This window comes from Serratia sp. GW822-FHT06E05 (genome assembly GCF_058799445.1).
In genome coordinates this window covers 180,527-205,463 of record NZ_JBXALM010000010.1, presented here as the reverse complement: position 1 = coordinate 205,463, position 24,937 = coordinate 180,527, and the positions used below count along the sequence as shown (strand labels likewise).

The following is a 24,937-nucleotide window of genomic DNA, read 5'->3' as shown; positions in this document are numbered from 1 at the left end:
TCGGTGCACTCCTGGTTAAGGATTGATCGCTTTTTGGTTATTTTTATCAGCCGTAGCGGCTGGGCTGCGTTGTACCGCTTTTTGATTGAGTAACCGGCGGCGTTGGGCATAGCCCGCCAGGGTGATCGACAGCAACAGCGTCGCACCGTTGAACAGTGGCTCGACCCAGAATTCACCGCCGAACTGTTGGATACCGGCGATGCCGATAGCCAGAATGGCAATGCCAACCACGGTGCCCCAGACGTTAACCCGGCCCGGGCGAATGGTGGTGCTGCCGAGGAAGGCGCCGACCAGCGCCGGCAGCAGGTAGTCCATGCCGACGCTGGCCTGACCAACGCCCTGTTCGGCGGCGATCAGTACGCCACTGAAGCCGGTCAGCACGCTGGAGGCGATAAAGGCGCCAATGGTGAAGCGATTGACCGAGATGCCGTTCAGCCGTGCCGCTGCCGGATTGCCGCCCACGGCGTACATGCAGCGGCCAAGCGGGGTATGTTCGGTGATTAACCACAGCACCACGGCGACGATCAGCACGTAGAATGCGACGATCGGGATCCCGCCGATCTCGGTATGGTGCAGGGCGATGAAAGCATCCGGCAGATCGCCGACGATCTGTCGCCCGCCGGAGTGCCACAGCGCAATGGCATACAGCACGGTGCCGGATCCGAGCGTGGCGACGAAGCTGTCGATGTCCGCCAGTGCCACCAGAATGCCGTTCAGCAGGCCGTACAGAGCGGAAAGGGCCAGCACCGTCAGTACCGCCATCTGCCACGAAAAGCCGTATTCCACCTGCAGGGTGATGGCCAGGATATGCCACAGCACGATGCCGAAACCGACGTTGAGGTCAATTTTGCCGACGATCATCGGGATGGTCGCCGCCAGTGCCAGCAGCGCAATCTTGGCTTTGCTGGAGAGGATTGCCTGCAGCGTCAGCATGGACGCGAAAGACGGTGCGATCAGCGAAAATAGCACCACCAGCGCAACGCACAGCAGCAGCAGGCCGTAGCGGGTGAGAACCTGCATCAGCCAGGGGCCAGCACCGTCCTGCGACAGGCTGACTCTTTGCTCCAGTGCCGTTGATTTAACAGATGTTTTAGACATGGCCTACCTCAGATTCTAACGTTGTCGCGAGGGGTTCCCCGGAGCTGGCGGAGGCCAGTTCCAATAAATTGGCGAATGACACCTGCTGATTTTTCAGCTCGCCGACCACTTTTCCCCGGTTGAATACCAGTGCGCGGTTGCAGATATGGGCGATCTCTTCAAAGTCATTGGAGATCACCAACACCGCCACGCCCTCCGCCAGGGATTTATTTAACAGATGATAGATTTCCGCCCGGGCCCCTACGTCTACACCGGCGGTGGGATCTTCCAGGATCAGCAATGGGGCACCGAGGTGCATCCAGCGCGCCATCACCACCTTTTGCTGGTTCCCGCCGGACAGGGCGCTGATATCGATATTGACGTCCTTGGGCCGCACGTCGAACAGCTGTACTTTCCACCAACTGGCGCCGATTTCGGCCCGGCGGCTGTAGCGGGAAAGCAGCTTGTGGCCACTGGCACAAGGGTTGATAAACAGGTTTTCACGCACGCTCATCGACATCACCAGGCTTTCGCCGGTACGGTCACCCGCCACCAGCGAAACGCCGCAGGCCATGGCCTGTTGTGGGCTACTGGCGCTATAGGGTTGGTCGCGAAAGCGGATTTCACCTTCATCGGCATGACGCAGGCCGAACAGCAGGCGACCAATCTCTTCTTGGCCTGCGCCGCGCAGGCCGGCCAGCGCCAGCATTTCACCGGGCTGCAGGTTAAAGCTGACCGGGCCGATATCGCCCACCACCACGTGATTGAGCTGCAACACCGGCGGCTGATTTTCCGGCAGGGGCTCGCGCTGATCTTCTGCCATTGCCTCACCGACGATCATATGCACCAGATCCCGCAGCGAATAGTCGGCGGTATTGCCGCCCGCCACATAGCGGCCGTCGCGCATGACGCATACCCGGTCGGCAATCTCGATCACTTCGTCCAGCCGGTGGGTGACGTAAATCATGCCGACCTTTTTGTCGCGCAGCCGGTTAATGACGGCAAACAGATGACGCACATCGTTGGCGGGCAGCGAGGCGGTCGGTTCATCCAACACCAGCAGTTCGGCGTTAACGGCCACCGCCCGGGCGATCGCCAGCAGCGATTTCTCGGTGCGCGACAGTTCGAACACCCTGGCGTCGGGATCCAGCGCGATGCCGACATCCTGCAGCGCCTGAGCGGCGCGGCGGCGAATGGCTCGCCAGTCGATCAGGCCGAAGCGGCGTGGGAATCCCATCACCAGCGCCATGTTCTCCGCTACCGTCATCCATTCGATCAGCCCGAGATCCTGATGAATAAAGGCAATAGGCTGGCGACTGTCACTTTTTATCGCCGCGGCGGAGGCTATGCTGGTCCCCTGGAACTGAATGTCGCCGCCGTCGCGTGGATACACCCCGGCCAGCACTTTGATCAGCGTCGATTTGCCGGCGCCATTTTCGCCCAGCAGGGCCAGGACTTCACCCGGCATCACCTGCAGACTGACGTCGTTTACCGCGACGTTGCCGCCAAAGCGCTTAACGATATGGCTGAGGGTTAGAATGGGTTGTTCCGCATTATCTGGTGTCATGTGATGCGCCCCTGATAGTGAAATACGCAATCGGATTCATGCTTTCTGGTGTTTATATGTTCGTTAAATTTCAATATGTGAAATTCAATTTCAAAAATAATATGCCGAACGCCAATCTAAAGCAAAGCCGGAGGTGTTTTAATTCTTGTTTTAAATCAATTGGTTATTTATGTCTTTGCGGAATTGTGACGTACAACTCACTTCAGGAGTTAGCAGAATGTTGCGCATTTTTAACCTGCTGCTGACAATGAAACGGCGTTCCGTCTTCACCTGATGCGGGCCTTGGGGTAACATTCCCGGCAAAGGGGCCGTTTGCCACGCCGTGGCGTTGGCCGGCGGTTCGACACTGGAGAAATTGCGCAATGAGCTTGAAAGCTGTCGAAGAGAAAGATGACAAGAAAGACAAACCCCTGGGCAGTCAAAGCCTGTTCCGCGGATTGCAACTGATTGAGATCCTGAGCAACTTCCCTAACGGCTGCCCACTGGCGCATCTGTCTGAGTTGGCCGGCATGAACAAAAGCACCGTCCATCGCCTGCTGCAAGGGTTGCATACCAGCGGATATGTGACACAGGCGCCGTCGCCCGGCAGCTATCGCCTGACCACCAAGTTCATTTCGGTCGGCCAGAAAGCGCTTTCTTCGCTGAATATTATCCACGTTGCCGCACCACATCTGGAGCAGCTCAATCTTGAGGTGGGGGAGACGGTAAACTTCTCCAGCCGTGAAGACGACCACGTTATTTTGATCTACAAGCTGGAGCCCACCACCGGCATGATGCGCACTCGTGCCTATATCGGTCAGCATATGCCGCTGTACTGCTCGGCGATGGGCAAGATATTTATGGCCTACGGCAACAGTGATTATCCGGAACACTACTGGCAGACACATCAGCATGAGATCCAGACGCTGACGCGCAATACCATTACCGAATTACCGAAGATGTATGAGGAATTGGCCGACATTCGCAAACAGGGCATGGCGATGGATCGCGAAGAAAATGAGCTGGGCGTGTCTTGCGTAGCGGCGCCGGTGTTTGATATTCAACAGCGGGTGCCCTATGCGGTATCGGTATCGTTGCCGACCGCCAAACTGCAGCAAATCGGCGTTAAAGCCCTGATTAAGCCAGTGTTGGCAACCGCGCAGCGCATTTCTCAGGAGCTGGGTTTTGTCATTCCCGCCTGATTATTAGCATTGCTGATAGTTGATTAGAAATATCAATTTCACCTAATAATTTTTTCCTCCTATGATGCGCGTGTTGACCGACACGCGCCGCTGACCGGCGCACTCTTTCTGTGAGGAATACCATGCTAGCTGTCTTTCTGCAGGGCTTTGCCCTGAGCGCCGCGATGATCCTGCCGCTGGGCCCGCAAAATGTTTTTGTCATGAACCAGGGCATCCGCCGTCAGTACCATCTGATGGTCGCCTCACTGTGCGCATTGAGCGATGTCGTGTTGATTTGCGGGGGGATTTTCGGCGGGAGCGCGTTGTTGAGTCGTTCGCCGTTGCTGCTGGCATTGGTCACCTGGGGCGGGGTCGCCTTTCTGTTGTGGTACGGCTGGGGGGCGTTTCGCACCGCGTTCAGCCGCCAATTGGCGCTGGCAACGGCCGAGGAACTGAAGCAGAGTCGCTGGCGGCTGGTGGTGACTATGCTGGCGGTAACCTGGCTTAATCCGCACGTTTATCTCGATACTTTTGTGGTGTTGGGCAGCCTGGGCGGTCAGTTGGCGCCGGACGTTCGTTCCTGGTTTGCGCTGGGGGCGGTAAGCGCCTCGATTCTTTGGTTCTTCGCGCTGGCGCTGTTGGCTTCCTGGCTGGCACCCTGGTTGAAGACCCAAATGGCGCAGCGCGTCATCAATACGCTGGTCGGCGTGGTGATGTGGGGCATCGCATTGCAATTGGCCTGGCAGGGCGCAAGTTTATAAGAATTTGTCACTAATCCGAATTCAAAAGCCCGTGCGATATGCTACGTTTGATGCCAAGGAACCGGCCGTTTTCAGTCGAGAAAGGCCGGTAATCAGTTACAGCCTGTCATCAAGGAGACTCTGTGAAGCTTAAAGCATTGGCTATGGCCGCAATGATTGGATTAGGGACGTTACCGCTGGCGTTGCAAGCGGCTGAAGTGCCGGAAGGGCCGCACGTGGTGACCTCAGGCACTTCAAGCGTTGACGCCACTCCAGATATCGCCACCCTGGCGATCGAGGTCAGCGTTTCTTCTAAAGACGCGGCACAGGCGAAGAAGCAGGTCGATGAGCGCGTAGCGCAATATTTTGATTTCCTGCAGAAAAACAATATCGAGAAGAAAGACATCAGCGCCGCAAATCTGCGCACCCAGCCGGAATACGATTACCTGAAAACCGGTGAGTCGGTGCTGAAAGGCTACCGTGCAGTTCGTCAGGTGCAGGTAACTCTGCGTCAGTTGGATAAGTTGAACGAGCTGCTGGACGGCGCGTTGAAGTCTGGCCTGAACGAGATCCGCGCCGTTGAGTTGGGCGTAGCCAAACCGGATGTTTACCGCGAACAGGCGCGTCAGAAAGCCATCGAGAACGCCACGCAGCAGGCGGCTTCACTGGCGAAAGGCTTCAACGCGAAACTGGGGCCGGTTTACAGCATTCGTTATCATGTCGCCAACTACCAGCCGATGCCGGTAGCGCGCATGTACAAAGCGGCGGGAGCCGCTGCGGAAAGCGACGTGGCGCAAACCTACGAGCAGCAGAGCATTCACTTTGACGATCAGGTCGATGTAGTCTTCGAGCTGCAGCGCAACACGGCGCAGTAACATACCCGTCATACTTGAAGCTGCATCTGTGTTGGCTGCAGGCAGTCACCCCAGTCACTTACTTGAGTAAGCTCCTGGGGACTCCCGCCCTGGCCGCGTTACTCGGCAAAGCCTCGCCCCGTTGGGGCCAGCGCAAGCGCATCACAACAAAACCCTTGGTTTTGTTGTGATGCAACTCCAATTATCTAGGGTATAAGTCAGGTTTTTCAAACTGCTGATAAAACCTGTTATTAGCGAGAGCGTGCTGAAGTGGTCAACGGCCCGAAGGGGGGATACAGGGATGCATCCCGTAATAGCCCCTCGGTACGCGAGATCCGGGGAATCTCGGACTTAAAACAGCTTTGTTAGTAATCTGAGGTTCGCTGCGGCGAACCTTTTTACCTTTTAATCCTGACGCAGAACCTGACGACCGTGCTCCAGCAGGGCATCGGTCACTTTACGCATCATGCGGCTTTCCGGGGCGAAGCGGTGCCAGAACAGCATGCGGCGTTGGAACAGGCCTGGTGTCAGGTCGATAAGCTCGCCCGACTCCAACTCTTTCTCAATCTGCAGATGCGGGATCATACAGCAGGTGGTGCCCTGACGAGCCAACTGCACGAAAGCTTCCGATGAGTTCACGATATGACAGGGAACGCTGCCCGGCGACAGATCAAAGTTCTGCTGCAGGAAAGCCTGGTGCATGTCATCGAGATGGTCGAACGCCACCGCCGGCGCTTTTAGCAGCGCAGAACGCGTGACGCCGTTCGGGAAGTAGCGCTCGGCAAAACCCTTGGAGGCGACAAACAGATAGTCCAGCGCACCCAACCGGTCTACCAGGCAGCTCGGCAGCGGCTGCGGTTGGATACTCACCGCGCCGACCACTTCACCGCGCCGCAGGCGTTCCTGAGTACGGGTTTCGTCTTCCACCTGGAGGTTCAGGCGGATAGGGGAGTCCGTCAGCACCGGTTTTAACGCCGGCAGCAGCCAGGTGGCCAGGCTGTCGGCGTTGACCGCCAGCGACAGCAGCAACGGCGTGTCGATACCGGTGTCGTTGCCCAACCACTCTTCTTCCAGTAACTCGACCTGGTGCAGCAGCGCCAGCAATTTTTGGCCCTGCTCGGTCGGGCGCGGCGGTACGGTGCGGACCAGCAGCGGTTGGCCGAACAGGTTTTCCAACTGCTTAATGCGCTGGGATACTGCCGATTGGGTGATACAAAGCTTTTGCGCGGCGCGCTCAAAGCCGCGCTCACGGATCACCGCGTCCAGCGCTTGCAGCGTTCGATAGTCTGGGCGTTTCATCGGAAAGATATCCCTTACAGTAATAGATACAGGCACTATGCCACATCTGGGGTGTTTTACAGGTGGAAAATCACCGCGCGACTTTACCGCGACGCGCCTAAAAATGCGGCTTAGGGTGAAGAAGTGTGATCCTGCCTGAGTGAAAAATAGCGATTTACCCTATAATACGCACACGTTTTCGTACAGAGGCAATGGACATATTATGACGCAGGATGAACTGAAAAAAGCGGTTGGCTGGGCCGCGCTGGATTACGTAACCCCTGGCACCATCGTTGGGGTAGGTACCGGCTCCACCGCCGCCCACTTTATTGACGCGCTCGGCTCGATCAAGCACCAAATCGAAGGGGCGGTGTCCAGCTCCGACGCCTCCACCGCCAAGCTGAAAAGCCTCGGCATCCACGTGTTCGACAGCAACGAAGTGGATTCTCTGGATATTTACGTTGATGGTGCGGATGAAATCAACCGCCAGATGCAGATGATCAAAGGCGGCGGTGCCGCGCTGACTCGCGAAAAAATCATTGCCGCCATCGCGCGCAAATTTATCTGCATCGTCGATGCCAGCAAGCAGGTCGACGTGCTGGGCAAGTTCCCGCTGCCGGTCGAAGTGATCCCGATGGCGCGTTCCTATGTGGCGCGTGAACTGGTGAAGCTGGGTGGCTTGCCGGAATATCGTCAGAATGTGCTGACCGATAACGGCAACGTGATCCTCGATGTGCACAACCTGAGCATCGTCGACGCCATCGCGCTGGAAAACAAAATCAACGGTATTGCCGGCGTGGTGACCGTCGGTTTGTTCGCCAACCGCGGCGCCGATGTGGCGTTGGTCGGCACGCCTGAAGGTGTGAAAGTCGTCGAATAACCGCATGTGTTAGCAGGGGCGTCGCCATGGCGCCCCTCTGGAATACGATCTTGGATCCCAGCGGACCGCATAATTCACTGGCTAAAATATCTTTTCTTTAAAGCGCCAAATTTGGTGACATATGTCACATTGTCAGCGTTAGCTCCACAAAGCTTCTGTCTATTTCTTTCCCTATGGCATTTTCTGCCACAAACCGCCAACATCGCTGAGCCTTGTACTGACGGGCGGGCAATCGTTTGTATTGCCGCCCGCGTTATTTTTGTTATGTTGGATGCGTGCTGTTAACAACAGCCGCTTCTGAAGTCTGAACATAGGGTCGGGTAAATGGCAAAAGTATCATTGGAGAAAGACAGGATTAAATTCCTGTTGGTGGAAGGGGTTCATCAGAGCACGGTAGATAATCTGCTGGCAGCCGGATATACCAACATTGAATATCACAAAGGTGCGTTAGACACCGAAGCGCTTAAGGCATCCATCCGCGATGCTCACTTCGTCGGCATCCGATCGCGTACGCATCTGACCGAAGAAGTCTTCGCCGCTGCAGAAAAGCTGGTGGCGGTAGGGTGTTTCTGCATCGGCACTAACCAGGTTGATCTGAAGGCGGCGACCAAACGCGGCGTTCCGGTGTTTAACGCACCTTTCTCTAATACCCGATCCGTGGCCGAAATGGTGCTGGGCGAACTGCTGCTGATGCTGCGCGGCATTCCATCCGCCAACGCCAAAGCGCACCGCGGCGAATGGCAAAAATTGGCCGTGGGCTCGTTTGAAGCGCGCGGCAAGAAGTTGGGGATTATCGGCTACGGCCATATCGGTACCCAACTGGGCATCCTGGCCGAAGGCCTGGGCATGAAAGTGTTCTTCTACGATATCGAGAACAAGCTGCCGTTGGGCAATGCTCAGCAAGTGCGCCACCTGTCAGACTTGCTCAATATGAGCGATGTGGTGACGCTGCACGTGCCGGAAACCCCATCAACCAAAAACATGATGGGTGCAGAAGAGCTGGCACTGATGAAGCCGGGCTCGATTCTGATCAACGCTTCGCGCGGCACCGTGGTGGATATTCCGGAACTGTGCAAGGTATTGGCCAGCAAGCACTTGGCCGGCGCGGCGATCGACGTCTTCCCGGAAGAGCCTGCGACCAACAGCGAGCCGTTCAACTCACCGCTTTGTGAATTCGATAACGTGATCCTGACCCCGCACATTGGCGGCTCCACTCAGGAAGCGCAGGAGAATATCGGTGACGAAGTGGCCGGCAAGCTGGCGAAATATTCCGACAACGGCTCAACCCTGTCGGCGGTAAACTTCCCGGAAGTGTCCCTGCCGGCGCATGGGCCTAACGCCAGCCGCCTGCTGCACATCCATGAAAACCGTCCGGGTGTACTGACGCAGATTAACCAAATCTTCGCTGAAGAAGGGGTGAACATCGCCGCGCAGTACCTGCAAACCGGTCCGGAAATCGGCTATGTGGTGATCGACATTGAAGCGGAAACCGAGCGTGCCGATGCGGCATTGCAACGTATGAAGGCGATTGACGGCACTATCCGTGCTCGCTTGCTGTTCTGATTGAACGTGCTGTAACGAATAAAGGCCGGATTTATCCGGCCTCAGGTTATTGACAAAGGGGGATAAAAGCGTGGTTTTTCCCCCTTTGTGTTATTAGCCGAAAATCAACAAATTGATTTTCCTGGTTTATTTTCAAAACCTTTAGCGCCTGCCGCCAAACATTATATGTTTGTCAGCAGTCTCAGGCCGGATTTATCCGGCCTTTTGCTATTTAACGATCTGCCAAACCCAATTCTGCGCGGGGGTAACAATCTCCGGCAGCGGAATATCCCAGTGTTCCACCGGCACCTGTTCGACCTGCTGGCAATCATGGGCCAGGCCTATCGGATAAGGGCCACGGTGTTGCCAGTTTTGCAGCGTGCGATCGTAGAAGCCACCCCCCATCCCCAGGCGCTGGCCCGCGCTGTCAAAGGCCACCAACGGCGTCAGTACCACGTCGAGCGAGCCCAATGGCAGCACGTGGCGCACGTCGAGCTCGGGCTCGAGAATGTTGAAGCGGTTGTGCACCAGCGGCGTTTCAGGGGTGTAATGCAGGAATAACAGATTACCCTTGCTGAACGGGTGCAACACGGGCAGATAAACCTGCTTGTCCAATTGCCACAGCCGTTCAATCAACGGGCGGGTATTTAGCTCACCGTCGAACGACAAAAATACCGCGATATTCTGCGCTGCCAGGATGCGTGGATGTGCAGCGATGCGTTCAGCTATCTGCAGGGAGGATTGTTGTTGTTGTTCAGGCGTTAGAGCGCGTCTACGCTGACGGATTTGATTTCGGATATTTTGCCGCTGCTGGGCATACTGGGCTTGAAAAGACATAGTCAGCACACATACCGCTGAGGAAGGGGGAATCTCCGAGATGCCGTCGCAGGCTGTAACCCTTGAACCCATGGTTCAAGGTGAACGTGCTGTCGCAATCTTAAGGCTTCTCGGCGGGCCGAGCATGCACACCGATCGCGGATCATCACATTCTGTTGGTACTAAATATCGGCTCAGGGGACTGGCCCGCTGGCGAACATCTCAGAGAAATTTTTTACTCATTGCCAAAACCTGAGGTTTCAGCAACTTAAGTTATTCGAATTGTGCATCCTGACGTTCAGAGATGCGACCCTGTTCAAGCAAAGCCTGTTCAATGGTCTGTTGCAGCATGCGAATGCGTTGTTCCATATTGGACGCATAATCACGGGTTTTCAACCGTTCTTGAGCAAGTTCATGACAAACGTTCAATGCTGCGATGAAAACGAGCTGCTCAGTATTTGTGACTCTAGTGCGAACTTTAAGATCTTGCAACCGTTCGTTAAGATCGACCGCGGCCATGTTCAACGCATCTTGTTGTTCTGGCGGGCAATTGACTCTTAAAGAGCGACCAAAAATTTGAATATCTACCGGTTGTGCAGACATGCCACCTTCCTGCCTAAATTTCGCGCCAGCCCCAGCTTGCCCTGACCGGGCCTACCAAAGCGGGCGCCACTATATATACCTCGGTACCAAGATACAACCCCTTTTTCAGTACCTGGTTGTAATCTACTGCGTCAGACATTACCAGTCAAAAAAGGGTTTCAAAATGCGTATTTAGCGTCATTTCGTCCCCTGCCGGCAGCGTGTGAGTTCTGACACATCACGATTATAACTAGCCACTGAGGTGTCGCGCTTATCTGGTACAGCGACGGACCTTGGTGGTAGCATAACACGAACTTATCCTGCCAACGATGACGAATGCGCATGTCTATACAGAATACATTTCCAAGTTACCAATCTTTGACCGTTGCTCTCAACCAGCAAGCGGTGGCGTTAACCGCAGCAGAAATGCACGGCCTGATCAGCGGCCTGCTGTGCGGTGGCAGCCGCGACGCCGGCTGGCAATCGCTGGTCTACGATCTGACCAATGAAGGCGTGGCCTTCCCGCAGGCGCTGAGCCTGCCGTTACAGCAACTTCATGAAATCACGCGTGAAACGCTGGAAGACGACGACTTCATGTTCCAATTGATGATGCCGGAAGGCGAAACCGTCAGCGTGTTTGACCGCGCCGATGCGCTGGCCGGTTGGGTGAATCATTTCCTGCTGGGGCTGGGCATGATGCAACCCAAGCTGGCGCAGGTGAAAGACGAAGTGGGCGAGGCGATCGACGATCTGCGCAATATCGCTCAGCTCGGTTATGACGAAGACGAAGACCAGGAAGAGCTTGAGCACTCTCTGGAGGAAGTGGTGGAGTACGTGCGTGTGGCGGCCATTTTGTGCCACACCGAATTTACCCGCCATAAGCCGACGGCGCCGGAAAATGCCAAACCGACCTTGCACTAAACACCCGATTTCACGTCCTTAGCGGCCGTGAGCACAGGCAGATTGATTTCAGGAGAAGGTGATGACTCAGCAGGAATTCAACGGCCGCCGTCAGGCGCTGTTGGCTAAAATGGCTCCGGCCAGCGCGGCAATTATTTTCTCTGCGCCGGAAGTGACGCGCAGTGCAGATACCGAATATCCCTACCGTCAGAACAGCGATTTCTGGTATCTGACCGGCTTCAACGAACCGGGTTCGGTGTTGATTCTGGTCAAGAGCGACGAGACGCACAACCACAGCGTGCTGTTCAACCGGGTGCGCGACCTGACGGCGGAAATCTGGTTTGGCCGTCGCCTGGGGCAAGAAGCGGCTCCGGCGAAACTGGGTGTGGACCGCGCGCTGCCGTTCGATGAAATCAACGATCAATTACCCCTGCTGCTCAATGGCCTGGACGTGGTTTACCACGGGCAGGGCCAATACGATTACGCCGATAAAATCCTGTTCAACGCGCTGGACAAGCTGCGTAAGGGTTTCCGCCAGAATCTTCAGGCACCGGCGACCGTGACCGACTGGCGTCCGTGGGTGCATGAAATGCGCCTGTTTAAATCGCCTGAAGAGCTGGCGATCATGCGCCGCGCCGGTGAAATCAGCGCGCTGGCCCATACCCGCGCGATGCAGAAATGCCGTCCCGGCATGTTCGAATACCAGCTTGAAGCGGAAATTCATCACGAATTTACCCGCTTTGGCGCTCGTTATCCGTCTTACAACACCATTGTCGGCGGCGGTGACAACGCCTGCATTTTGCACTACACCGAAAATGAAAGTGAATTGCGCGATGGCGATCTGGTGCTGGTCGACGCCGGCTGCGAGTATAAAGGCTACGCGGGTGACATCACTCGGACCTTCCCGGTCAACGGCAAATTCAGCCGGCCACAGCGCGCGGTGTATGACATCGTGCTGGCATCGCTGACGCGTGCTCTGGAGTTGTTCAAACCGGGTACCAGTATCCGTGAGGTTAATGATGAGGTGGTACGCATCATGATCACCGGGCTGGTGGAGCTGGGGATCCTGAAGGGCGAAGTGGAGCAGCTGATTGCCGAACAGGCCCATCGTCAATTCTACATGCATGGACTTGGCCACTGGCTGGGGCTGGATGTGCACGACGTCGGGCATTACGGCACGCCAAACCGCGACCGCACGCTGGAGCCGGGCATGGTGTTTACCGTCGAGCCAGGGCTGTACATCGCGCCGGATGCCGACGTGCCGGAAGAGTACCGCGGCATGGGTATTCGCATTGAAGATGACATTGTGATCACTGCCAACGGTAATGAAAACCTGACCGCCAGCGTAGTGAAAGACGCTGACGCCATCGAAGCACTGATGGCGGCGGCAAGGTAACGGCATGAGCGTAATTATTGTTGGCGGCGGCATGGCGGGCGCGACCTTGGCGCTGGCCATTTCATCGCTCACTCAGGGAAGAATGGCGGTTGATCTGGTCGAAGCTACCCGACCGGACGATCGTAGCCATCCGGGGTTTGACGCCCGCGCCATTGCCTTGGCGCAGGGCACCTGCCAACAGTTGACGCGTATCGGCGTTTGGCCGGCACTACGCGATTGTGCGACGGCCATCACCGAGGTACACGTCAGCGATCGCGGTCACGCCGGGTTCGTTAATCTGTACGCGCAAGACTATCAGGTTGACGCGCTAGGGCAGGTGATTGAACTGCACGACGCCGGGCAACGGTTGTTTGCGTTGCTGGCCAAGGCACCCGGCGTCACGCTGCATTGTCCGGCCAGAGTGGTCGATGTGGTGCGCACGGCGGAGCAGGCAGAGGTATTGCTGGATAATGGTCGGCGTATCAGTGGAAAATTGCTGGTGGCAGCGGACGGCTCGCGCTCGGCGCTGGCTCAGGCCTGTAATCTGCAATGGCAGCAAAGTGACTATCCGCAGTTTGCCACCATCGCCAACGTAACCACGGCAGTGCATCCGCAAGGGCGTGCCTTTGAGCGTTTCACTCGCTACGGGCCTTTGGCGCTGTTGCCAATGTCCCAGGGGCGTAGCTCATTGGTGTGGTGCCATGCACGCGAAGATCGTGAACAGGTTGATGCGTGGGACGATGCACGCTTTATCAGTGAATTGCAGCAGGCGTTCGGCTGGCGATTGGGGCGGATCCTGCGTGCCGGTAAGCGCCACAGCTATCCGCTCAGCCTATTGACCGCTAATCAGCACGTCAGCCATCGGCTGGCTCTGGTGGGCAATGCCGCCCAGACGTTGCATCCGATCGCCGGTCAGGGGTTCAACCTTGGCCTGCGCGACGTGATGTCGCTGGCGGAAACGCTGGCCCAGGCACAGCAGGACGGAGAAGATCCCGGTGGTTATGCGTTGTTGAGTCGTTATCAACAACGCCGCCAGCAGGATCAGCAAGCGACGATTGGCGTCACCGACGGTTTGATCCGGCTGTTCGCCAACCGTTACGGTCCTTTGGTGGTCGGACGTAATCTCGGTCTGATGGCGATGGCCCAATTGCCGGCGGTGCGTGATGCCTTTGCCAAGCGGACTTTGGGCTGGGTAGATCGCTAGGCGATATTCAGTAGCGGCGCAGCGTGTTGCGCCCAAAAGCGCTGGGCAATCACTGCGCAGCGCGTCATTTAAGGAAATTAAGCAGCATGCAATCATTTGACGTGGTTATCGCCGGTGGCGGTATGGTGGGGCTGGCACTGGCTTGCGGATTGCAGGGCAGCGGCCTGCGCATTGCGGTGCTGGAGCATCAGCCACCGGATATGACACCGCCGTCGCCACAGCCGGCACTGCGCGTATCCGCCATCAACGCCGCCAGCGAGCGCCTGCTGCAGCATATTGGCGTCTGGGACGAGATCCTCAATCTGCGCGCCAGTGCCTATAACGCGATGGAAGTGTGGGATCGCGACAGCTTCGGCAAGATTGCCTTCCGCGGTGACGAATGCGGCTTCAGCCACCTCGGCCACATCATTGAAAACTCGGTGATCCAGCAGGCGTTGTGGAAACGGGCGGCAAGCCTGAGCGATGTCACGCTGATTACCCCGGCGGCGCTCAAACAGGTAGCCTGGGGCGAAAACGACGCGTTTATCACCCTCGAGGACGGCCGCATGCTGACCGCCCGGCTGGTGATCGGCGCCGACGGCGCTCACTCCTGGCTGCGTCAGCATGCCGATATCCCGTTGACCTTTTGGGACTACCGCCATCATGCGTTGGTGGCCACCATTCGCACCGAAGAGCCTCATTTGGCGACGGCGCGTCAGGTATTCCACGGCGACGGCATTCTGGCATTTCTGCCGTTCAGCGATCCGCATTTAAGCTCCATCGTCTGGTCGGTTGCTCCTGAAGAGGCCGAACGCCTCAGGCAACTGGAGCCCGAGCAGTTTAACCGTGAGTTGGCGATGGCCTTCGATCTGCGCCTTGGCGCCTGCCAGTTGGAAAGCGAACGCCAGACCTTCCCGTTGACCGGGCGCTATGCGCGTAGCTTTGCTGCACACCGTCTGGCATTAGTGGGCGATGCTGCCCATACCGTGCATCCGTTGGCTGGCCAGGGGGTCAACCTGGGCTTTATGGATGCCGCTGAGCTGATCGCCGAATTGCGCCGCCTGCAACGTCAGGGCAAGGACATCGGTCAACACCTGTATCTGCGCCGCTATGAGCGTCGTCGCAAACACGGTGCAGCGGTCATGCTGGCCAGCATGCAAGGGTTCCGCGAACTGTTTGACGGCAATCACCCGGCGAAGAAGTTGCTGCGCGATGTCGGGCTGCGGCTGGCTGACAGCCTGCCGGGCGTGAAGCCGAAGCTGGTACGCCAGGCTATGGGCCTGAACGATCTGCCGGATTGGCTGGCCTGATCACCGCCTGAGAGAGACCGGTTTGCCGGTCTTTCTGTCTTGTTTCCCCGTAGCGTTATCGCTCTCCAAAGGCGCAGATCTGCGCCTTATGCTCATAGCTTTTCCTTATATAACCCTTCATTTGAAATAATCTAATTTCAGGCTGTTTTTACCATTACTTTTTCTAATTCCATAACCGGTTATCAAAAGTCGAAATTCCGTCTCTGGCCGTGGGTTTGTTATATAACTTCGGATTTTTGGTGCTCTAATTGTTGGTTTTGTGCCTTAAAGCGCAGTTTTCCAGTTTAAAACTCTGCACACTAGCCCAGCTTTTTACTGGCGCAGAACGCCGCCCAGCCTATTTTAACTTATGGTTAATGTGGTCGTTCGGTGATAACGTCAGAGCAAAGGTATCGTTTGCGTCGCGGCGATTTGCCGCAGTTTTTGTCAATTTCGACGCAGCGTTTCTGTTGGGCAGTCAGTGCGCCACGCAATCCGGCCACGAGCCATAATCTGACGTATTGCGTAGCAGCACCCTATCTTCAGCTTCTGAGTGGAATGAGGGAAAAGATGGCAAAGCAAACCCCACTGTACGACCAGCACGTGGCGTGCGGTGCGCGCATGGTAGATTTTCATGGCTGGATGATGCCGCTGCATTATGGCTCCCAGATCGATGAGCACCACGCCGTGCGTCAGGATGCCGGTATGTTCGACGTCTCCCATATGACCATTGTTGATTTGCGCGGTGCCCGTACCCGTGAATTCCTGCGTTACCTGCTGGCGAACGATGTCGCCAAGCTCACCCAGCCTGGCAAAGCGCTGTACACCGGCATGCTGAACGCGTCCGGCGGCGTAATCGACGACCTGATCGTTTACTTCTTTACTGAAGACTATTTCCGCCTGGTGGTGAACTCCGCCACACGCGACAAAGACCTGGCCTGGATCGAAGAGCACGCAGCGCCGTATGGCGTAACGCTGACGGTGCGTGACGATCTGGCGCTGATTGCAGTACAGGGCCCACAGGCCAAAGAACGCGCGGCTACCTTATTCACCCCGGAACAAAAAAACGCGGTTGAAGGCATGAAGCCTTTCTTCGGCGTGCAGGCAGGGGATCTGTTTATCGCCACCACCGGTTATACCGGCGAAGCGGGTTATGAAATCGCCCTGCCGAAAGAGCAGGCGGCGGATTTCTGGCAGCAACTGCTGGCGGCAGGCGTTAAGCCAGCCGGGCTGGGCGCGCGTGACACGCTGCGTCTGGAAGCTGGCATGAACCTGTATGGCCAGGAGATGGATGAAAGTATTTCGCCGTTGGCCGCCAACATGGGCTGGACCATCGCCTGGCAGCCGGAAGATCGTCAGTTCATCGGTCGTGACGCGCTGGAAAAACAGCGTGAGCAGGGCACCGAACAACTGGTCGGCTTGATCATGACGGAAAAAGGCGTATTACGTAATGAGCTGCCGGTGCGTTTCACCGATGCGGCAGGCCAGACGCATGAAGGGGTGATCACCAGCGGTTCATTTTCACCGACCCTGGGCTTCAGCATCGCCCTGGCCCGCGTCCCTGCCGGTATCGGCGAACAGGCTATCGTACAGATCCGCAACCGTGAAATGCCGGTCAGGGTCACCAAACCTGGCTTTGTGCGTGCCGGTAAGTCACTGATTAATTAATTTTTGTTTGTTGATTCTTTATTTCTTCGAAGGAGTAGCTGGCGATGAGCAATGTGCCAACAGAATTGAAATACGCATCCTCCCACGAGTGGGTTCGTTCAGAAGGTAACGGCGTTTACACCGTAGGTATCACCGAACACGCGCAGGAACTGCTGGGCGATATGGTGTTTGTTGATTTGCCAGAAGTGGGCCGCGTCGTTGCCGCAGGCGAAGATTGCGCCGTGGCGGAATCCGTTAAGGCGGCATCGGACATTTACGCGCCAATCAGCGGCGAAATCGTAGCGGTAAACGCTGAACTGGAAGGTTCTCCGGAGCTGGTGAACAGCGAGCCTTACGGTGAAGGTTTCCTGTTCCAGATTAAAGCATCAGACGAGAGCGAGCTGGCGAACCTGCTGGACGCCGGTGCTTATCAGGCTTCTATCGACGAGTAATCCATGCAACGCCCCAGGTCTTTCTGCCGGGGCGTTTTAGTTCAGGCTATATCCCGTACCACGCCAGAATTCAGGAATTTGTAGCAATGACTCAGACACTCAGCCAACTTGAACACAGCGAAGCGTTCATCGAACGTCACATCGGCTCTTCTGCAGAACAACAGCAGCAGTTGCTGGAAGCGGTGGGCGCACGCTCGCTCAGCGCGCTGATCCAACAGATTGTGCCGGCAGACATTCAACTGCCTGCGCCGCCGCCGGTGGGCGATGCGGCAACTGAACATCAGGCGTTGGCCGAACTGAAGGCGATTGCCTCGCAGAATCAGCGCTACAAATCCTATATCGGTATGGGCTACAGCGCGGTGCTGACGCCGCCGGTGATCCTGCGCAACATGCTGGAAAACCCAGGTTGGTACACCGCTTATACCCCGTATCAGCCAGAAGTATCCCAGGGCCGTCTTGAGGCGCTGTTGAACTTCCAAACCCTGACCCTGGATTTGACCGGTTTGGATCTGGCGTCCGCCTCGCTGTTGGACGAAGCCACCGCGGCTGCCGAAGCGATGGCGCTGGCCAAACGCGCCAGCAAGCTGAAAGACGCCAACCGTTTCTTCGTGGCTGATGACGTACATCCTCAGACGCTGGACGTGGTGCGTACCCGCGCCGAAACCTTCGGTTTCGAAGTGATCGTGGATAAAGCCGAGAAAGTTCTGGAGCTGCAAGGCGTGTTTGGCGTGCTGCTGCAACAGGTCGGTACCACCGGTGAACTGCACGACTACAGCGCACTGCTGGCCGAGCTGAAGAATCGTAAAATCGGCACCAGCGTGGCAGCCGACATTATGGCGTTGGTGCTGCTGACCGCTCCGGGCAAACAGGGAGCCGACGTGGTGTTCGGTTCTGCACAGCGTTTCGGCGTGCCGATGGGCTACGGCGGCCCACATGCCGCCTTCTTTGCCTGTCGCGACGAGTTCAAACGCTCAATGCCGGGCCGTATCATTGGTGTTTCCCGCGATGCCGCCGGCAACACCGCGCTGCGCATGGCGATGCAAACCCGTGAGCAACATATCCGCCGCGAAAAAGCCAACTCGAATATCTGTACCTCGCAGGTGCTGCTGGCCAACATAGCCAGCCTGTATGCGGTGTACCATGGCCCGCAGGGCCTGCAACGCATCGCCGGGCGCATCCATCGTCTGACCGACATTCTGGCCGCCGGGCTGCAACAAGCCGGGCTGGCATTGCGCCATAAAACCTGGTTCGACACCCTGACGGTAGAAGTGAAAGACAAGGCCGCGGTGCTGGAACGTGCATTGAGCTTCGGCATCAACTTGCGTACCGACATTCACGGTGCCGTAGGCATTACGCTGGACGAAGCGACCTCACGTGAAGACGTGCAGACGCTGTTTGCCTTGCTGGCGGGTGACGATCACGGCCTGGACATCGACGCGCTGGACGCCGCGGTGAGTAAAAACAGCCAGTCGATCCCGGTCGCCATGCTGCGTCAGGATCCGATCCTGACTCACCCGGTGTTTAATCGTTATCACAGCGAAACCGAGATGATGCGCTATATGCACCGTCTGGAACGCAAGGACCTGGCGCTCAACCAGGCGATGATCCCACTGGGCTCCTGCACCATGAAGCTCAATGCCGCGGCGGAAATGATCCCGATCACCTGGCCTGAATTCTCCGAACTGCATCCGTTCTGTCCACCGGAGCAGGCGGCAGGTTACCAACAAATGATTGGCCAACTGTCGCAGTGGCTGGTGCAACTGACTGGTTATGATGCGGTTTGCATGCAGCCGAACTCCGGCGCACAGGGTGAATACGCCGGTTTGCTGGCGATCCGCCGTTACCATGAAAGCCGCAATGAAGCGGGCCGTCATATTTGCCTGATCCCAAGCTCTGCGCACGGCACCAACCCTGCTTCCGCGCAAATGGCGGGCATGAGCGTGGTGGTGGTCGCCTGCGACAAGAACGGCAACATCGATCTGCATGACCTGCGCGTCAAGGCAGAGCAGGCGGGCGAAGAACTGTCTTGCATCATGGTGACCTACCCGTCGACCCACGGCGTGTACGAAGAAACCATCCGTGAAGTGTGCCAGATCGTTCACCAGTTCGGCGGCCAGGTCTACCTCGACGGCGCCAATATGAATGCGCAGGTGGGCATCACCACCCCAGGTTACATCGGGGCGGACGTTTCGCACCTTAACCTGCATAAAACCTTCTGTATCCCTCATGGCGGCGGTGGTCCAGGCATGGGCCCTATCGGCGTGAAAGCCCACCTGGCCCCATTCGTTCCAGGCCACAGTGTGGTGCAGATCGACGGCGTGACCACCCAGCAGGGCGCGGTCTCCGCTGCGCCGTTCGGCAGTGCTTCTATCCTGCCAATCAGCTGGATGTATATCCGCATGATGGGCGCGGAAGGGTTGAAGCAGGCCAGCCAGGTGGCAATCCTTAATGCCAACTATATTGCGACCCGTTTGAAGGACGCTTACCCAGTGCTGTATACCGGTCGCGATCATCGCGTGGCGCATGAATGTATTCTCGATATTCGTCCGCTGAAGGAAGAAACCGGTATCAGCGAAATGGATATCGCCAAACGTCTGATCGACTACGGCTTCCATGCGCCGACCATGTCGTTCCCGGTGGCGGGCACGCTGATGGTTGAGCCAACCGAGTCGGAGAGCAAGGTTGAACTGGATCGCTTTATCGATGCGATGTTGGCGATTCGCGCAGAAATTGACCGGGTAGCAAAAGGTGAATGGCCGCTGGAAGATAACCCGCTGGTAAACGCGCCACATGTGCAGGCGGAGCTGGTCAGCGATTGGCAGCACGCCTACAGCCGTGAGCTGGCGGTGTTCCCTATCGCCGGAGTACGTGAGAACAAATACTGGCCGAGCGTGAAGCGTCTGGATGACGTTTATGGCGATCGTAACCTGTTCTGTTCCTGCGTGCCGATGAGCGATTACGAATAAGTTTATTCGGCGAGGTTTGCCATCAGGAAGCAGCGCATTATGCGCTGCTTTTTTTATGGCTAAACCCTGAGAGTTTTCTTGCTTATATATTTGATTAATTACTGGTTATTTTATTTTTCTGCATTTTGTTACCCCGATCGTTTAAGACTCTCTCCAGTTTACTTTCCGTTTAAACCCCTGCGGCTAAATTGTCATCAGCAAACTATTTTGCAGGGAAGATTTACTGACAGGGAGTGCACTATGAAAAAGTTGGCTATCGCAATCGTTGCGGCTTTACCCTTGTGTTCCGCGCAGGCAATTGAGACTTACGACGTTCGGAATAACAGCGGCCAAACGGTGTTTAAACTGAACTTCTACGGTCCGACCGACGGCAGCTACTTCAATGAAGAAGGTGCCCCCCAGCATTCCTCCTGGGGATTGGATGATGCGCAAAAGGCACAGGTGATCAGCGCCGCGCAACGCTGGGCCGATATTATCAAACCCCTACCGGGCAAATTGCCGGGCGTGATCAACGTCGGCACCTTTGACGATGAGAACGCCGGAGCGATGAGCCCAGACGTCAGTGAGGCCGCATTTAGCCTAACCCAGCTTCAGGCAGTGTTGCAGGGCCAGGATGCCGGCGAATTGAACAGCGGTGCCCATGCCGTCGTCCAGATCGGGAAAATGGATTTTACCCCTGGCCAGGCTTCGCCAGCACTGATCCCCACCGATCACCGTGCCGATCTGGAAGTCATCATTTTTCATGAAATAGCCCATGCATTAGGCATCAGCGCTGATGCCGGTGTGGCTGATGGTGTGACCCAGTTTGGCCCGACGTTCGGCAGCTGGAGTTCGCACCTGTTTGATGACAATGGCAATCCGGCGCAGCCGGGGCAGGCTATCTTGTGTACTAAGTGTGAGGGGCCGGACGACCCTTCGGCCTTTGACGTACGCAAAGATCGGGGTTATTTCGCAGGCAGCCACGTCAATGAGGTATTGGCAGGGGCCATGCCGGGTGTCCCGGTGCGTATTCTCGATGTACTGGGCGATCTCGACGACGATTACATGTCGCACATTGAGCTGGAGCGCAGCCTGATGAGCCACCAAAATTACCGTAATTACACCATAATGATGGAGGCCGAGCTGGCGCTGCTGCAGGACATGGGGTACGACATCGATCGCCGTAACTTCTTTGGCCGCTCGATTTACGGCAGCGGCCTGGAAGTGGTAAACCAACAGGGTTATTGTGCGCGCAATGCGGCAGGCACGGCGTATCTTGACGGTAAGGCCAATACCGCAGCACGGGGTGTTGGGTTGCACATTTACGGCAGCAATAATCGTGTCGAGCAGCGCGGCGATATCTTGGCGGACGGCGTTGCCGCAGCGGGTATCAGAATTGATGGCGCAGGGAATACGCTCAGTATTGCACCTGGTGTGCGGGTGCAAGCCAACGGCGATTACGGCACCGGTTTATTGGTAGCATACGGAGATCGCCACAATATCGTTCAACGCGGCAGCCTGGAAGCCACCGGTAAAGAAGGCATCGCCGCCAGGTTGGATTTCGGCAACAACCTGCTGGGCAACGAAACCGAATACCGTGGCTCGTATATCTGGCAGTGGGCTGGGGTCGACCTGTCCCAATACCGCGCTGCGCCGTTGGTGTCTAACTTCGATATTACCGGCTCGTTGAAAGGAACCAAAGCGGCCATCTACCAGTCGGTGAATGCATTGGCCGGTGCGATTAACGTGATGCGCGGCGCCGATATTCAGGGCGACATAATTTCCGACTACGCACAATGGGACGAAAATAACCAGGCTCGCCTGACTCGCTTAACCTTCGGCCTGCAGCCAGATGCGCAGGGGCGGGTCACTGAGGTGGCGGATAACAGTTTTGATTTCACCTATAACGGTAATATCCGCGGCAAGGATAACCTGGCGCTGGTGGCCGAAGGCGGGAAAACCACGCTGAACGGCGACCACCAGGTCTATAGCGTTGATATCCAACCGGGCGCCCAATTGGCGGGTAATAGTCGCTATGCGCTGTCGGATGCCGGGCTGTTCACCAACAACGGCTTGCTCACCACCGGGTCTCCTTTTGGCAAACTTTCGATCGACGGCAATTATCTTCAAGGGCCACAAGGGCGCTTGCAACTGATGTTTGACGGTCTGGGGCAGGGGGATCAGCTCCAGGTTAGCGGTAAATCCAGTCTGGGCGGGGCTCTGGAGCTGCTGCCGGTCAAAGGTTGGTATGCCTCGGACTGGCAGATGAACAGTACTTCCCTGCTGCAATTAGGCCAGGTCAGCGGTGAATTCGAGCAGTTGAGCATTCAGGCACAGTCACCGACGCTGAGCTTCCGGGTGGCGCCACTGGAGGACGGGCAATATCAAATCAGCGCAACCCGTGACGCATCGGCCTACAGCCAGTACGCGCAGACTGCGAATGAACGAAATGTGGGTCTGGCGTTAGCCCATGCTGCGGCGACGGCGGGGGATGACCTGCGGCCGTTACTGACCGCGCTGGACTTCTCCAGCCCCGAAGGCCGGCAGGTGAATAGCGCGTTGGCTCAACTGGAGCCGTCGGCTTATAACAGCCTGATTCAGACCTCATTTGACCGCGAACGCCAGTTAACCCGTGCCTTGACTGCGCCGGAACGCAATCTGACGTTGGCACCCACCGGCGACGAGCCAGATTGGATCAGCTTTGCTCTGCCTTACGGCGGTGGCAATTGGCAAAATAATACGGGCAATATCGCCGGTTACAACGCATCGCGTTATGGCGTGCTGTTCGGTGCCGAGAAACGTAACGGGCTGGTAGCGGGCCTGACCACCGGGTTCCACGCGGCGGTCGGCGGGCAAACGGTCAATGCCAAAAGCGCCGATCGGGCACGTACGAACAGCACCTCATTTGATGTTGGGATGCAGTTCAATTATGCGCAGGACGTGATGGCCGGGCCTTTCGCCTACGGCCTGGGCCGCATAGGGGCGGAGGATAATCAGATGAAGCGCCAGTTTGATGTTGCCGGCATTAGCGGTACCAGCAAAAGTCACTGGACGGCCTGGAATGGGTCATTGACCTTGGGCGGTGGCTATCATTTTGCGTTAACCGATACCTTCAGCCTCGGCCCGGTCGCGGCGCTGGACTATACCGCGACTACTCATCGCACAATCAAAGAGTCCGGGTTCGGTACCGCGCCGCTGCAGATTAAGGGGCGTTACGCCGACTCGCTGCAAAGCACGCTCGGCGTGGAGGCACTGTACCAGCAGCCGTTGCAGGGCTCACAGGCATTGTCCGCCACTTTGCGCCTGGGTTGGCAGCATGAGTTGTTAAGCAACAAAGTGACCCAGCGCGCTCAATTTGTGGGGTATAACGCCTCTGCCTTTGATAGCGAAAGCACCTTGGCCGGGCGTGATACGTTGGCCGCACAGGCCGGTGTGCAGTATCAACTCAACCAGGCGGTCTCTTTGGGCGCCGGCGTTTCCAGCGAGCTGTTACGCCAGGGCAGTCATTCATTAGAGGGTAACGTTGCCGTGACCTGGCGCTTCTGATGTTTAAATCAGCTTGCCGCTGAGCGAATATCAATAACACTTTTCGGCTAGATGTATTATCAAGGGACACGGCATGATGCAGTGTCCCTTTTCAATTGTCGCCGCAGGGCCATCTGAACGGCGTGAGGATCCATGATGAGAGCAGCAATCGTAAACGCATTAGGGCAGGCACCGGTGTTTGGCAATATCGACGAACCGGTAGCGCGTGAAGGGGAAACGGTGATCGCGGTGAGCGTGGCCGGCATCAAACAACTGGATCGCGCCATAGTGTCCGGAACGCATTACTCAAGCCCGAAGATCCTGCCGATCGTGCCCGGCACCGATGGCGTTGGCTACGCGCCGGACGGTCAACGGGTCTATTTTGCCTCCTTCCGCCAACCGCACGGTGCGCTGGCAGAACGTAGCCTCGCCTCCTGGACGGTACCGGTGCCGAAAGGCGTGGATGATGCTACCGCCGCCGCGTTGATTAACCCGGCGTTTGCTGCCTGGCTGCCACTGCACTGGCGTGCCGAGCTGCAGCCCGGTGAAACGGTGCTGATTATTGGCGCGACCGGGACGTCAGGTAAGCTGGCAGTGGCGGCTGCACGTCAGGCGGGGGCGGGACGAATTGTCGCTGCCGGTCGCCGCCAGAGCGTGCTGGATGCGCTGGACGTTGATGCTACGGTCGATCTTGGACTGGAAGGGGCTGCACTGACACAGGCTTTCGCCGCCGCAGCGGGGCCGCATGGCTATCAGGTGATTGTCGATTATATCTGGGGGGCAGCGACCGAAGCCTTGCTTGCGACGCTTAACAACCATGATTTGTCTTCCTACGCAGGTGGACGCGGCATACGCTTGGTCAACGTCGGATCGATGGCCGGGCCGGATATCCGACTGCCGGCGGCGGTGTTGCGCAGTAATCAACTACAAATCATGGGCAGCGGCACCGGCAATTTCCCGCCGGTGGCTGAAATGAAAAGATATGCCAGCGAAATTCTGGCATTGGCGGCGGCAGGGCAGATTTCGGTCGAAACCCAGGAGCACGGCTTATCAGAGATCGCTGAAGTCTGGGATCTGAACAAGAAAAGCGACGTGCGTTCGGTGATCCGTATTGCCCAATAGGCG

General features: G+C 57.0%; 19 protein-coding genes and 1 other RNA gene. 14 read left to right on the top strand and 6 right to left on the bottom strand.

What is annotated here, in order from left to right:
• Positions 1-15 precede the first annotated feature (15 nt).
• Both AC1RKC_RS20665 and AC1RKC_RS20660 read right to left on the bottom strand, forming a co-directional pair.
• On the bottom strand, positions 16-1,098 hold the full coding sequence (locus AC1RKC_RS20665; RefSeq protein ID WP_046372694.1) for an ABC transporter permease: 1,083 nt from the start codon (positions 1,096-1,098) through the stop codon (positions 16-18).
• Complete coding sequence (locus AC1RKC_RS20660; protein ID WP_308530244.1) at positions 1,091-2,644, bottom strand: sugar ABC transporter ATP-binding protein; 1,554 nt, start codon at positions 2,642-2,644, stop codon at positions 1,091-1,093. The genes AC1RKC_RS20665 and AC1RKC_RS20660 overlap by 8 nt, the downstream gene beginning before the upstream one ends.
• 362 nt (positions 2,645-3,006) lie before the next feature.
• Between AC1RKC_RS20660 and AC1RKC_RS20655 the strand changes: the two genes are divergently transcribed.
• The 3 genes from AC1RKC_RS20655 to AC1RKC_RS20645 all read left to right on the top strand — a co-directional run bounded on the left by AC1RKC_RS20655 (position 3,007) and on the right by AC1RKC_RS20645 (position 5,419).
• On the top strand, positions 3,007-3,825 hold the full coding sequence (locus AC1RKC_RS20655) for an IclR family transcriptional regulator (RefSeq protein WP_020828506.1): 819 nt from the start codon (positions 3,007-3,009) through the stop codon (positions 3,823-3,825).
• Positions 3,826-3,947: 122 nt separating this feature from the next.
• Positions 3,948-4,565 carry an arginine exporter ArgO gene (gene argO / locus AC1RKC_RS20650; protein WP_020828505.1) on the top strand — a complete coding sequence of 206 codons (618 nt, stop codon included), beginning with the start codon at positions 3,948-3,950 and terminating at the stop codon, positions 4,563-4,565.
• A 122-nt stretch (positions 4,566-4,687) separates the two neighbouring features.
• Complete coding sequence (locus AC1RKC_RS20645; RefSeq protein ID WP_071888896.1) at positions 4,688-5,419, top strand: oxidative stress defense protein; 732 nt, start codon at positions 4,688-4,690, stop codon at positions 5,417-5,419.
• A 384-nt stretch (positions 5,420-5,803) separates the two neighbouring features.
• Here AC1RKC_RS20645 and AC1RKC_RS20640 read toward each other — a convergent pair whose 3' ends face one another.
• Positions 5,804-6,697, bottom strand: coding sequence for a LysR family transcriptional regulator ArgP (locus AC1RKC_RS20640; protein WP_020828503.1), 894 nt, complete (start codon positions 6,695-6,697; stop codon positions 5,804-5,806).
• Between the two features lie 202 nt (positions 6,698-6,899).
• Here AC1RKC_RS20640 and rpiA point away from each other — a divergent pair, with 202 nt between their 5' ends.
• Both rpiA and serA read left to right on the top strand, forming a co-directional pair.
• A complete protein-coding gene (gene rpiA, locus AC1RKC_RS20635; protein WP_020828502.1) occupies positions 6,900-7,556 on the top strand; it encodes a ribose-5-phosphate isomerase RpiA in 657 nt (218 codons plus the stop codon).
• A gap of 324 nt (positions 7,557-7,880) precedes the next feature.
• Positions 7,881-9,119: a phosphoglycerate dehydrogenase gene (gene serA / locus AC1RKC_RS20630; protein WP_044553273.1), complete on the top strand. Its 1,239-nt coding sequence runs from the start codon at positions 7,881-7,883 to the stop codon at positions 9,117-9,119.
• 207 nt (positions 9,120-9,326) lie between these two features.
• On the opposite strand, the gene AC1RKC_RS20625 is transcribed toward serA, so the two are convergent.
• The 3 genes from AC1RKC_RS20625 to zapA all read right to left on the bottom strand — a co-directional run bounded on the left by AC1RKC_RS20625 (position 9,327) and on the right by zapA (position 10,517).
• Positions 9,327-9,935 (bottom strand): 5-formyltetrahydrofolate cyclo-ligase, encoded by a 609-nt coding sequence (locus AC1RKC_RS20625; protein ID WP_048760863.1) that lies wholly within the window; start codon positions 9,933-9,935, stop codon positions 9,327-9,329.
• Positions 9,936-9,963: 28 nt separating this feature from the next.
• A non-coding RNA gene (gene ssrS / locus AC1RKC_RS20620) (6S RNA) lies at positions 9,964-10,146 on the bottom strand.
• A gap of 41 nt (positions 10,147-10,187) precedes the next feature.
• Complete coding sequence (zapA, locus tag AC1RKC_RS20615; RefSeq protein WP_012146623.1) at positions 10,188-10,517, bottom strand: cell division protein ZapA; 330 nt, start codon at positions 10,515-10,517, stop codon at positions 10,188-10,190.
• A gap of 321 nt (positions 10,518-10,838) precedes the next feature.
• Here zapA and AC1RKC_RS20610 point away from each other — a divergent pair, with 321 nt between their 5' ends.
• The 9 genes from AC1RKC_RS20610 to AC1RKC_RS20570 all read left to right on the top strand — a co-directional run bounded on the left by AC1RKC_RS20610 (position 10,839) and on the right by AC1RKC_RS20570 (position 24,934).
• Entirely contained in the window at positions 10,839-11,417 is a 579-nt protein-coding gene (locus AC1RKC_RS20610; protein WP_041414927.1) for a YecA/YgfB family protein, read from the top strand.
• A 61-nt stretch (positions 11,418-11,478) separates the two neighbouring features.
• Positions 11,479-12,792, top strand: coding sequence for a Xaa-Pro aminopeptidase (gene pepP / locus AC1RKC_RS20605; RefSeq protein ID WP_493092738.1), 1,314 nt, complete (start codon positions 11,479-11,481; stop codon positions 12,790-12,792).
• A 4-nt stretch (positions 12,793-12,796) separates the two neighbouring features.
• On the top strand, positions 12,797-13,975 hold the full coding sequence (gene ubiH, locus AC1RKC_RS20600) for a 2-octaprenyl-6-methoxyphenyl hydroxylase (protein WP_020828497.1): 1,179 nt from the start codon (positions 12,797-12,799) through the stop codon (positions 13,973-13,975).
• Between the two features lie 86 nt (positions 13,976-14,061).
• Positions 14,062-15,264: an FAD-dependent 2-octaprenylphenol hydroxylase gene (gene ubiI, locus AC1RKC_RS20595; protein WP_493092739.1), complete on the top strand. Its 1,203-nt coding sequence runs from the start codon at positions 14,062-14,064 to the stop codon at positions 15,262-15,264.
• A 549-nt stretch (positions 15,265-15,813) separates the two neighbouring features.
• Positions 15,814-16,911: a glycine cleavage system aminomethyltransferase GcvT gene (gene gcvT, locus AC1RKC_RS20590; protein WP_048760857.1), complete on the top strand. Its 1,098-nt coding sequence runs from the start codon at positions 15,814-15,816 to the stop codon at positions 16,909-16,911.
• A 44-nt stretch (positions 16,912-16,955) separates the two neighbouring features.
• Complete coding sequence (gene gcvH, locus AC1RKC_RS20585) at positions 16,956-17,342, top strand: glycine cleavage system protein GcvH (protein WP_020828494.1); 387 nt, start codon at positions 16,956-16,958, stop codon at positions 17,340-17,342.
• A gap of 86 nt (positions 17,343-17,428) precedes the next feature.
• Positions 17,429-20,308 (top strand): aminomethyl-transferring glycine dehydrogenase, encoded by a 2,880-nt coding sequence (gene gcvP / locus AC1RKC_RS20580; protein ID WP_187961880.1) that lies wholly within the window; start codon positions 17,429-17,431, stop codon positions 20,306-20,308.
• Positions 20,309-20,548: 240 nt separating this feature from the next.
• The gene (locus tag AC1RKC_RS20575) at positions 20,549-23,833 is read left to right on the top strand and encodes an autotransporter outer membrane beta-barrel domain-containing protein (protein ID WP_493092740.1); all 3,285 of its coding nucleotides are present in this window, start codon (positions 20,549-20,551) and stop codon (positions 23,831-23,833) included.
• Between the two features lie 135 nt (positions 23,834-23,968).
• A complete protein-coding gene (locus AC1RKC_RS20570) occupies positions 23,969-24,934 on the top strand; it encodes a quinone oxidoreductase family protein (protein WP_308738030.1) in 966 nt (321 codons plus the stop codon).
• The last annotated feature ends 3 nt before the right edge of the window (positions 24,935-24,937 follow it).

Excerpts from the sequence above, each read along its gene's own strand:
- AC1RKC_RS20665 (WP_046372694.1), bottom strand. The coding sequence starts at position 1,098 with ATGTCTAAAACATCTGTTAAATCAACGGCACTGGAGCAAAGAGTCAGC.
- AC1RKC_RS20660 (WP_308530244.1), bottom strand. The coding sequence starts at position 2,644 with ATGACACCAGATAATGCGGAACAACCCATTCTAACCCTCAGCCATATC.
- AC1RKC_RS20655 (WP_020828506.1), top strand. The coding sequence starts at position 3,007 with ATGAGCTTGAAAGCTGTCGAAGAGAAAGATGACAAGAAAGACAAACCC.
- argO (WP_020828505.1), top strand. The coding sequence starts at position 3,948 with ATGCTAGCTGTCTTTCTGCAGGGCTTTGCCCTGAGCGCCGCGATGATC.
- AC1RKC_RS20640 (WP_020828503.1), bottom strand. The coding sequence starts at position 6,697 with ATGAAACGCCCAGACTATCGAACGCTGCAAGCGCTGGACGCGGTGATC.
- rpiA (WP_020828502.1), top strand. The coding sequence starts at position 6,900 with ATGACGCAGGATGAACTGAAAAAAGCGGTTGGCTGGGCCGCGCTGGAT.
- serA (WP_044553273.1), top strand. The coding sequence starts at position 7,881 with ATGGCAAAAGTATCATTGGAGAAAGACAGGATTAAATTCCTGTTGGTG.
- AC1RKC_RS20625 (WP_048760863.1), bottom strand. The coding sequence starts at position 9,935 with ATGTCTTTTCAAGCCCAGTATGCCCAGCAGCGGCAAAATATCCGAAAT.
- zapA (WP_012146623.1), bottom strand. The coding sequence starts at position 10,517 with ATGTCTGCACAACCGGTAGATATTCAAATTTTTGGTCGCTCTTTAAGA.
- AC1RKC_RS20610 (WP_041414927.1), top strand. The coding sequence starts at position 10,839 with ATGTCTATACAGAATACATTTCCAAGTTACCAATCTTTGACCGTTGCT.
- pepP (WP_493092738.1), top strand. The coding sequence starts at position 11,479 with ATGACTCAGCAGGAATTCAACGGCCGCCGTCAGGCGCTGTTGGCTAAA.
- ubiH (WP_020828497.1), top strand. The coding sequence starts at position 12,797 with ATGAGCGTAATTATTGTTGGCGGCGGCATGGCGGGCGCGACCTTGGCG.
- ubiI (WP_493092739.1), top strand. The coding sequence starts at position 14,062 with ATGCAATCATTTGACGTGGTTATCGCCGGTGGCGGTATGGTGGGGCTG.
- gcvT (WP_048760857.1), top strand. The coding sequence starts at position 15,814 with ATGGCAAAGCAAACCCCACTGTACGACCAGCACGTGGCGTGCGGTGCG.
- gcvH (WP_020828494.1), top strand. The coding sequence starts at position 16,956 with ATGAGCAATGTGCCAACAGAATTGAAATACGCATCCTCCCACGAGTGG.
- gcvP (WP_187961880.1), top strand. The coding sequence starts at position 17,429 with ATGACTCAGACACTCAGCCAACTTGAACACAGCGAAGCGTTCATCGAA.
- AC1RKC_RS20575 (WP_493092740.1), top strand. The coding sequence starts at position 20,549 with ATGAAAAAGTTGGCTATCGCAATCGTTGCGGCTTTACCCTTGTGTTCC.
- AC1RKC_RS20570 (WP_308738030.1), top strand. The coding sequence starts at position 23,969 with ATGAGAGCAGCAATCGTAAACGCATTAGGGCAGGCACCGGTGTTTGGC.